General features: G+C 70.5%; 8 protein-coding genes. 5 read left to right on the top strand and 3 right to left on the bottom strand.

Translation table 11 applies throughout. From position 1 onward, the window contains the following. Window positions 1-272 precede the first annotated feature (272 nt). The 4 genes from DEIPI_RS0118650 to DEIPI_RS32575 all read left to right on the top strand — a co-directional run bounded on the left by DEIPI_RS0118650 (window position 273) and on the right by DEIPI_RS32575 (window position 3,340). The gene (locus DEIPI_RS0118650) at window positions 273-764 is read left to right on the top strand and encodes a CarD family transcriptional regulator (RefSeq protein ID WP_027482765.1); all 492 of its coding nucleotides are present in this window, start codon (window positions 273-275) and stop codon (window positions 762-764) included. A 20-nt stretch (window positions 765-784) separates the two neighbouring features. After that, window positions 785-1,624 (top strand): 16S rRNA (adenine(1518)-N(6)/adenine(1519)-N(6))-dimethyltransferase RsmA, encoded by an 840-nt coding sequence (gene rsmA, locus DEIPI_RS0118645; RefSeq protein WP_027482764.1) that lies wholly within the window; start codon window positions 785-787, stop codon window positions 1,622-1,624. 58 nt (window positions 1,625-1,682) lie between these two features. After that, the gene (locus DEIPI_RS0118640) at window positions 1,683-2,606 is read left to right on the top strand and encodes a carbohydrate kinase family protein (protein WP_027482763.1); all 924 of its coding nucleotides are present in this window, start codon (window positions 1,683-1,685) and stop codon (window positions 2,604-2,606) included. Between the two features lie 143 nt (window positions 2,607-2,749). Further along, entirely contained in the window at window positions 2,750-3,340 is a 591-nt protein-coding gene (locus DEIPI_RS32575; protein ID WP_045234698.1) for a 50S ribosomal protein L25, read from the top strand. A 280-nt stretch (window positions 3,341-3,620) separates the two neighbouring features. Here the strand turns inward: DEIPI_RS32575 and proS are convergent, their stop codons facing one another. Both proS and DEIPI_RS0118625 read right to left on the bottom strand, forming a co-directional pair. Continuing rightward, window positions 3,621-5,084, bottom strand: coding sequence for a proline--tRNA ligase (gene proS, locus DEIPI_RS0118630; RefSeq protein WP_027482762.1), 1,464 nt, complete (start codon window positions 5,082-5,084; stop codon window positions 3,621-3,623). Between the two features lie 72 nt (window positions 5,085-5,156). Further along, a complete protein-coding gene (locus DEIPI_RS0118625) occupies window positions 5,157-6,125 on the bottom strand; it encodes a quinone oxidoreductase family protein (RefSeq protein ID WP_027482761.1) in 969 nt (322 codons plus the stop codon). Window positions 6,126-6,226: 101 nt separating this feature from the next. Between DEIPI_RS0118625 and DEIPI_RS0118620 the strand changes: the two genes are divergently transcribed. Next, a complete protein-coding gene (locus DEIPI_RS0118620; RefSeq protein WP_045234717.1) occupies window positions 6,227-8,158 on the top strand; it encodes an alpha-amylase family glycosyl hydrolase in 1,932 nt (643 codons plus the stop codon). Window positions 8,159-8,364: 206 nt separating this feature from the next. Here DEIPI_RS0118620 and DEIPI_RS40350 read toward each other — a convergent pair. Then, window positions 8,365-8,567: hypothetical protein (locus tag DEIPI_RS40350; protein WP_045234697.1), on the bottom strand; the 203-nt coding region annotated here is incomplete at its 5' end.

The raw sequence follows: 8,567 nt of genomic DNA, 5'->3' as shown, positions 1-8,567 counted from the left end.
GGGCGCGCCCGAGACGCGGGCGCGCGCCGCCGCGTCGACGTAGTGATGCTCGCGCAGGCTCGCGTGCCAGGAGTTGCCGTCGGTCATGCGCCCAGGATAGTGCGCCCGCGCCTGGAGGGTACACGTCACCTGTCCAGGCAGCCCCGCGCGCCCGCGCGCCGGGATCACCTATAATGACGATTCGTGCCGTCATGCACGGGTCGCCGCCGGTCGCCGCGAGGGAAGAGCTCCCTCGCGGACGCCGGGGCGACCGCCGACCACCGGAGGCGACCTTGACCGAGCAACTGACCCTCGCCCCAGGCGACCACGTCGTGTACCCCAAGCACGGGGCCGGCGTCGTCCTGGGCGTCACCGAACGCACCGCCCTCGGCCAGACCCAGGCGTACTACAACATCGAGCTGCTCGGCGGGGGGATGCAGGTCCTCGTGCCCGTCGGCAAGGCCCTCACGCTCGGCCTGAGACGCGTCACGCACGAGCAGGAGATTCCCGGGCTCCTCGCCCACTTCGCGGAACCCGACATGGACCTTCCGCCCAGCTTCCCGCAGCGCATCCGCCTCGAACAGACCATCCTGGAGAGCGGCAACATCGCCGACATCGCCCGCCTCCTCGCCACCCTCTCCCGCCGCCACGTCATGCGCGGCCTCGCCGACAGCGAGCACGCCGTGCTGCGTCAGGCCCGGCAGGTGCTCGTCGTGGAGGTCGCCGTGTCGCTCGGCGTGCCCGAGCAGGACGCCGCGCGCCTCGTGGACGAGCGGCTGAACTGAGCCGCCCGAAAGGACTTCCCGTGACCGCCGACCAGCCCGCCCCCGACATCCTCTACTCGCCCCGCACCGTCCGCGAGATCCTCGCCCGACACGGCCTGCGCCCCACCAAGAGCCTCGGGCAGAACTTCCTCGTGGACGGCAACGTGCTGCGCGCCATCGCCGACGCGGGCGGCGCGCGTGAGGGCGCGTTCGTGGTGGAGGTCGGGCCCGGGCTCGGCGTGCTCACCCGCGAGGTCGCCTCGCGCGGCGCGCGCGTCCTCGCCCTCGAAAAGGACGAGCGGCTGCGGCCCGTCCTGGAGGAGACGCTCGCCGGTCTCGACGTGGAGGTCGTGTGGGGTGACGCCCTCAAGTTCGACTTCTCCCGCGTTCCCGAGGGCGCGCGCGTCATCGCGAACCTGCCGTACTACATCTCCACGGCGCTCCTGACGCGCTTCATGACCTCGGGACGCTTCGCGAGCGCGACGGTGCTGGTGCAGCGCGAGGTCGCCGAGCGCCTCGCCTCGAAGCCCGGCGAGGACGGCTACGGCTACCTCAGCGCCGTCGCCGCGCTGCACGGCACCATCCGCATCGTCCGCGACGTGCCCAAGGGCGCCTTCTTCCCCGCCCCGGACGTCACGTCGAGCGTCGTGCGGCTCGACTTCTCGGGACAAAAGCCCGACGAGCGGCTGGTACGGTTGCTCGAAGCGGCCCTGCATCACCGTCGCAAGACGATGCGAAACAACCTGCGCATGGCGGGCTACGACCCCGCGCGTGTCGAGGAGGCCCTCGACGCGGCCGGGCTGCGGCCCGACGTGCGTGCGGAGGACGTGCCGCTCGAAACCATGCATACGTTCGCCACGAGACTGGGCGTGTTAGGATGACCCATCGAACCCGTACTCGGTCGGCCCGCGCCCACACGCGTGGGGCCAGGAGGTTGCTGTGAAGTTCTTCGTGATCGGTGATGTGACCGTCGACCACCTCTATCATCTCGAGCGCCTCCCCGCGCCCGGCGAGGAGGTGTCCCCCATCCGGGCGTCCATGCAGCCCGGCGGGGCGGGCGGCACGATCAGCGTGACGCTCGCCCGGCTCGGGCACACCGTCACGCTCGCCGCGCGCGTCGGCAGCGACCCCTTCGCGGAGTACGCCCTGCGGCTCGTCCGCGAGAGCGGCGTCAGCGAGAGCGCCGTCCAGCGCGACGACGACCACCTCACCAGCACCATCACCGTCATGCAGACGCCCGACGGCCGCCGCGCCATGATCTCCTCCGGCGCCGCGAACCGTCAGCTCGACGCCGCGAAACTCAAGAAGAAGGACGTGGAGGGCAGCCAGGCCCTCATCGTGAGCGCCTACAGCCTCATCGGCGGCCCGCAGCGCGAGTACGCCGTGAAGGCCATCCAGCTCGCCAAGAAGGCCGAGGTGCCCGTCTTCATCGACCTCGGCACGGGCGCCGTGAACGCCGCCGGTCAGCGCCTCCTCGACAGCGTCCTCGCGGCCGACTACATCCTGCTCAACCAGCACGAGCTGCTCGCCCTCACCGGCACCAGCAGCATCAGCGCGGCCCTCGCGGTGCTCGGCGAGCGCGGCGCGCGGCAGGTCATCGTGAAGGTCGGCCCGATGGGCTCGATCGTCTGGACGCCCGAGGAGACGGAACTGGTGGAATCGATTCCCGTCGAGGACATCGTCGACACGACCGGCGCGGGCGACACCTTCGTCGCCGTGTTCGCCCACGCGATCCTCAGCGGGCAGAAACTCGCGAGCGCCGCGCGCGCCGCGAACGCCGCCGGGGCGCTCGCCGCCACGAAGGTGGGCGCGCAGAGCCGCAACATCACGGAAGCCGAGATCGCGACCGTCATCTCCAAGTAGCCGCGCCGCGCGGTCCATTGTTCTGACGACCATCTCTGCTACACTGCGAGAGTTGCACGCTCCGCCCCAGCGGGCCAGGAGCGTCAAAGTCAGTGGGGACGACTGCGCGCCCGAGCGCGCACGCCCCACCCTGGAGGCGAGAGATGGAACTGAAGGCAATTGCTCGTGAACCCAAGCAGAAGCTGCCCGAGGGCTACGTGCCCGCGGTGGCCTACAACAAGGACCGCAACCTCAGCTTCGCCGTGGAGGCCAAGGCGTTCGACCGCGCCTTCCGCGCGCAGAGCACGCACGGCCTGATCGACATCGCGATCGAGGGCGGCGAGACGGTCCCCGCGCTCGTCAAGAGCGTCCAGATGGACAAGCGCCGCCGCACCGTCGTCCACGCGGACTTCTTCCTCGTGACCTACGGTCAGGAGATCGAAGTGCCCGTGCCCGTGCACACCAGCGGCAAGGCCCGCGGCGTCGTCGAGGGCGGCATCCTCGACATCGTCCTGCACAACCTGCAGATCGTCGCGCCCGGCCCGCGCCGCATCCCCGCCGAGATCGTCGTGGACGTCACGAACCTCGCGATCGGTGACAGCATCAAGGCCGGCGACATTCAGCTGCCCCAGGGCTGCAAGCTCGCCGTGGACGCCGACGTGGCCGTCGTGGCCGTCGTGCCGCCCCAGAAGATCGTCGAGACCACCGACGAGGACGTCGCCGCCGACGTTCCCGCCCAGCAGGACGACGAGTAACCCAGCGAACGCTGAAAAGGAGGCGCCCCGGTTGGGGCGCCTCCTTCTTTTGACGCGTGGGAGGGAGCGTCAGGCGTTCAGCGTCGTACGCACCGAAGCGGTTCGGTGCTCATGCCTGGACCGTCGACGCGTCTCTCCACAAGCGTTCAGCGTCGTACGCTCGGGAGCGGTCCCTCGCTCATGCCTGGACCGTCGACGCGTCTCTCCACTCATGGCGTCGTACGGACCGGGACGGCCCGGTCCTTATGCAGGGGCCGTCCACGCGTCTCCACAACTTTGGTCAGTACTGCCGCCCGAAGATCACGCGCTTCCCGTACGCGGCGGGCCGTCCGGTGTGCACGCAGACGCCCTCCTCGCGCTCCCCGAAGAGTTCCTCGTCGAGGGGGACGTTGCGGGTCGTGGCCTTCGTCTCCTCCTTGATCTGCCGTTCGCTCTCGGGGTCGCCGCAGTGGAAGGCCCGCACCCACCTGCCCGCCTCGATCGCGGCCTTGAAGTCCTCGTAGGTGTCCACCGTGACGGTGTTCTCCCGCAGGAAGTCCAGCGCGCGGTCGTACAGGGCCTGCTGGATCGCCGCGAGGCGCGCGGGCATGTGCGCCACGGCGTCCGCGCGGGACACCGTCTCCTTCGCCTCGGCGTTGCGGTTCTTCACGACGACCACGCCCGCCTCCACGTCGCGCGGGCCGATCTCCACGCGGACGGGCACGCCGCGCAGCTCCCAGTCGTTGTACTTGAAGCCGTTGCTGACACCCTCGCGCTTGTCCACCTTCACGCGCACGCCCTGCGCGCGCAGCTCACGGGCGAGCGCGTCCGCCTCCGCGTACATCGCCTCGGCGGTGTCCTTGCGCGCCACCGGCACGATCACCACCTGGTAGGGCGCGATGTTCGGGGGCAGCTGCAGGCCCTTGTCGTCGCCGTGCGTCATGATGAGCGCCCCGATGATGCGGCTGGAGATCGCCCAGGAGGTGGAGTGCACGAAGTGCTCCTTCTGGTCCGCGCCCTGGAACTTCACGTCGAAGGCCCGCGCGAAGTTCTGCCCGAGGTAGTGGCTGGTGCCGCTCTGCAGCGCCTTGCCGTCGCGCATCATGCCCTCGATGGAGTACGTCTCCACGGCGCCCGCGAAGCGCTCCGACGCGGTCTTCTCGCCGCGCACGACGGGCAGCGCGAGCTCGTCGCGGCAGAACTGGTGGTACAGGTCGAGTTGCTGACGCACCTCGGCGCGCGCCTCCTGCTCCGTGGCGTGCGCGGTGTGCCCCTCGTGCCAGTAGAACTCGGCGGTGCGCAGGAAGAGCTTCGTGCGGAGCTCCGCGCGGAACACGCTGCCCCACTGGTAGTGCAGGAAGGGCAGGTCGCGGTACGAGCCGAGCCACTGCGACCACATGTGCCCGATGATCGTCTCGGACGTGGGACGCATCACGTACGGCTCGTCGAGCGTCTCCGTGCCAATGCGCGTCACGGTGAAGAGTTCCGGCGCGAAGCCCTCCACGTGCTCCGCCTCCTTCGTCATGAAGTTCAGCGGGATGAGGGTGGGAAACAGCAGGCCCTCGTGGCCGGTCTCCTTGAACTTGTCGTCCAGCCAGCGCTGGATGCGTTCCCAGATGGCGTACCCGTAGGGCTTCACGACCATGCTGCCGCGCACGGGGCTGTAGTCCGCGAGGTCGGCCTTGACGACCACCTCGTTGTACCACTCGTTGAAGTCCACGCTCTGGGGGGTCACGCCGAACTGTGAGGCTTTCGCGTCGGTCATAACGGCAAGTCTAGCAAGCGGGCCGCCCCACCTCGCCTGACCGAACGGCGCAGGGCGGCCCGCCAGAACGGCCTAGATCCGCAGCAGCACCTTGCCCTTCGTGTGGCGGCCCTCCAGGTACGCGTGGGCGCTCCCGGCGTCCGCGAGGTCGAACACGCGGTCCACCCGCACGTCCAGTTCGCCCGCGAGGACCATGTCGAACAGTTCGCCCGCGCGCCACAGGAGTTCCTCGCGGTCCTGCGTGTACGCGCCGAGGCTGGGACGCGTCAGGAACAGCGAGCCCTTCTGGTTGAGCACCTGCGGGTCCACGGGCGGGACGGCGCCGCTGCTCGCGCCGTAAAGGACCATCATGCCGCGCGGACGCAGCACGGAGAGACTCGCGTCGAAGGTGTCGCGTCCGACGGAGTCGTACACGACGTGCACGCCCCGGCCGTCCGTGAGCCTCTTCGTCTCCGCCGCGAAGTCCTGCTCGCGGTAGAGGATCACGTCGTGCGCGCCCGCGGCGCGGGCCAGCGTGGCCTTCTCCTCGCTGCCGACGGTCGCGATGACGCGCGCGCCCCGCTTCCTCGCGATCTGCACGAGCAGGCCGCCCACGCCGCCCGCCGCGGCGTGCACGAGCGCGTCGTGCCCTTCGCGCAGCTCGAAGGTGCTGCGTGCGAGGTAGTGCGCCGTCATGCCCTGCAGCAGCAGCGCCGCCGCCACCTCGTCCGACACACCGTCCGGGACGGGCACGAGCTTCCACGCGGGCACCAGCGCGCCCTGCGCGTAGCTGCCCGGATGCATCGCCCACGCGACGCGCTGCCCCACCAGCGAGGCGTCCACGCCCTCCCCGACGGCCTCCACGACGCCCATGCCCTCGTTGCCGATCGTGACGGGCAGGTTCGCCCTGTAGGCGCCCGTGCGGTAGTACACGTCGATGAAGTTCAGGCCCGCGAAGCGCACCGCGACGCGCGCCTCGCCCGCGCCGGGCTGGGGCGTGGGCACGTCGTCGAGGACGAGGGCGGACTGGTCGCCGGGCTGGTGGACGCGGATGGCTTTCATGCGGCCAGACTAACAGCGCCCACCGAGGTCACCGCAAGTCGCGACCGTTCAGGCTCCCGCGAGGGCGGGCTTCTCCACCCGCGCTTGGTAGAGTGGTGGGCGTGCCGGACGCCCAGATCCTCGAACTGATCCGCGAAGCCTTCCCCGACGACGACCGTGACCTGGAAGCGTTTCAGCTGCGCTACGAGCGCTACGAGACGCAGCTCACGGACGCCCTCCAGGCCGTCTACCCGGACCATCCGGACCTGCCGCGCCGCCTGCTGGAGGTGATGCTGCACGCCTACCACGAGCGGCCCGCCGACCTGCGCCGCCTCGATCAGCGTCGCCTGCTCTCCCCCGACTGGTTCCAGAAGGAGGACGTGATCGGCTACGTGTGCTACGCGGACCGCTTCGCCGGGGACCTCGCGGGCGTGGAGGCGCACGTCTCCTACCTGGAGGAGCTCGGGACGAGGTACCTGCACCTCATGCCGCTCCTCAGGCCCCGCGCGGGCGAGAACGACGGCGGGTACGCCGTGCAGGACTACCGGGAGGTGCGCGAGGACCTCGGGACGATGCGCGACCTCGCGCGGCTCTCGAAGCGGCTGCGCGAGAGCGGCATCTCCCTGTGCCTCGACCTCGTGCTCAACCACGTCGCGCAGGAGCACGAGTGGGCCGAGAAGGCCCGCGCGGGCGACGCGAGGTACCAGGCGTACTTCCACATGTACGAGGACCGCACGGTGCCCGACCAGTACGAGCGGACCCTGCCGGAAATCTTCCCGGACTTCGCGCCGGGCAACTTCACCTGGGACGCCGCGAGCGGCCGGTGGGTCTGGACGACCTTCAACAGCTACCAGTGGGACCTGAACTGGGCGAACCCCGACGTGTTCCTGGAGTTCGCGCAGATCATCCTGTTCCTCGCGAACCGCGGCGTGGACGTCTTCCGGCTCGACGCGATCGCGTTCATCTGGAAGCGGATGGGCACGAACTGCCAGAACCAGCCGGAGGTGCACGCGATCACGCAGGCCCTCCGGGCGGCCGCGCGGATCGTGGCGCCCGCCGTGGCCTTCAAGGCCGAGGCGATCGTCGCGCCGGAGGACCTGCTGTTCTACCTCGGGCGGGGCGCGCATCACGGGAAGGTCAGCGACCTCGCCTACCACAACAGCCTGATGGTGCAGATCTGGTCGAGCCTCGCGTCACGCGACGTGCGCCTCATGGAGGTGGCGCTCTCCGCGTTCCCGCACAAGCCGACGAACACCGCGTGGGGCATGTACCTGCGCTGCCACGACGACATCGGCTGGGCGATCAGCGACGCGGACGCGGCGCGCGCGGGTCTGTCGGGCGAGGCGCACCGCCGCTTCCTGTCGGACTTCTACGCGGGCGAGTTCCCCGGGACCTTCGCGCGCGGGCTGGTGTTCCAGCACAACCCCCGCACGGGGGACCGCCGCATCAGCGGGTCCGGCGCGAGCCTCGCGGGCCTGGAGGTCGCGCTGGAGCGCGGCGACGCCCGCGCGGTGGACCTGGCGCTCGAACGGCTGCTGCTGGGGCACGCGGTGGTGCTGGGCTTCGGCGGGGTGCCGCTGCTGTACATGGGCGACGAGCTCGCGAGCCTCAACGACTACGGCTTCGAGCACGAGCCGACGCACGCCGCCGACAACCGCTGGGTGCACCGCCCACGCATGGACTGGGAGCGCGCGAAGCGCCGTCACGACGTCACGACGGTGGAGGGCCTGATGTTCGCGGGGGTGCGGAACCTCATCCGGGCGCGCACGGGCACGCCGCACCTGCACGCGACGGTGGAGAGCCGCGTGCTCACCTCGCCGAACCCGCACGTGCTGCTGCTCGAACGCGAGCACCCGCTGGGGACGCTGCTGTGCGTGTACAACTTCAGCGAGCACGAGCAGGGCGTGCCGGGCTGGCTGGCGCACGCGCGCGGGCTCGGCGCGGCCGTGGACCGCATCTCGGGCGAGCACGTGGACGTCGGGGAGACCCTGACCCTGCCGCCGTACGGGCGGCTGTGGCTGACGGCGCGGGAGGACGCGAGCAACAGATGGTAGGAGAGACGCGCTCACGGCCCAGGCAAGAGCCCCGGGCCGTCCCGGGGCGTACGCAGCCATGGTAGGAGAGACGCGCTCACGGCCCGGGCAAGAGGACCCGACCGCTCGGGTCCGTACGACGGTAGAGCGTACGACGCCGGGACGCGGATGAGCGTGAACAGGAAACGAGGGGCCGAAGATCGGCCCCTCGCTCTTTCCTCGCGCGGTCAGTTCCCGCCGTTCGTCTGGCCGTCCTGGCTCTCGTCGGTGTCGCTCGTCTGGGTGCCGCTGCCCTTGCCGCCGACGATGCCGCTGTTGCCGTTGTTGGTGTCGACGCCCGTGCCGCCGGTGTCGTTCGCGCCGCCCGAGCCCGAGCCGGTCGTGCTGCCCGTGCCGTTGGAGTTCTCGTCCGTGTTCGTGTTGGCGGGCG

The sequence above is a fragment of the Deinococcus pimensis DSM 21231 genome, assembly GCF_000519345.1.
GTDB lineage: Bacteria > Deinococcota > Deinococci > Deinococcales > Deinococcaceae > Deinococcus_A > Deinococcus_A pimensis.
Note: the sequence above shows the minus strand (reverse complement) of the source record. Positions and strands in the feature narration are given on the sequence as shown.

Excerpts from the sequence above, each read along its gene's own strand:
- DEIPI_RS32575 (WP_045234698.1), top strand. The coding sequence starts at position 2,750 with ATGGAACTGAAGGCAATTGCTCGTGAACCCAAGCAGAAGCTGCCCGAG.
- proS (WP_027482762.1), bottom strand. The coding sequence starts at position 5,084 with ATGACCGACGCGAAAGCCTCACAGTTCGGCGTGACCCCCCAGAGCGTG.
- DEIPI_RS0118625 (WP_027482761.1), bottom strand. The coding sequence starts at position 6,125 with ATGAAAGCCATCCGCGTCCACCAGCCCGGCGACCAGTCCGCCCTCGTC.